The sequence below is a fragment of the Pseudomonas sp. 43(2021) genome (assembly GCF_017490805.1).
Taxonomy (GTDB): Bacteria; Pseudomonadota; Gammaproteobacteria; order Pseudomonadales; family Pseudomonadaceae; genus Aquipseudomonas.
In genome coordinates this window covers 1-316 of sequence record NZ_JAFGYJ010000623.1, presented here as the reverse complement: position 1 = coordinate 316, position 316 = coordinate 1, and the positions used below count along the sequence as shown (strand labels likewise).

The following is a 316-nucleotide window of genomic DNA, read 5'->3' as shown; positions in this document are numbered from 1 at the left end:
CTGGTTCGGTTACCGTCACTGCCCCGGACAACGTCTACACCGGCGCCAACGACCCTGTGGTCAAATCGATCGGTTCGGTCACTGGCGCTGACGTCGGCAAGTTCGAGCAGCTGACCCTGGACAAGACTCCGGTCAGCACCACCGTCACCGACGAGCCGGGTACCCCGGGCAACGAAGGCGACCTGGTACAGGTCACCATCACTGCCGACCAGGCCTCGGTGGCCGAGAACGTCAATCCGACCTTCACCGTGCACATCAACCAGGCGCTGGCCCACGACCTGGTCGTGACCCTGAGCAACAATGCCCAGGTCACCAT

General features: G+C 63.3%; 1 protein-coding gene. It reads left to right on the top strand.

All coding sequences use genetic code 11. From position 1 onward, the window contains the following. A partial coding sequence (locus tag J5M71_RS29025) for an immunoglobulin-like domain-containing protein (protein WP_207839138.1) occupies positions 1-316 on the top strand: 316 nt, incomplete at both ends.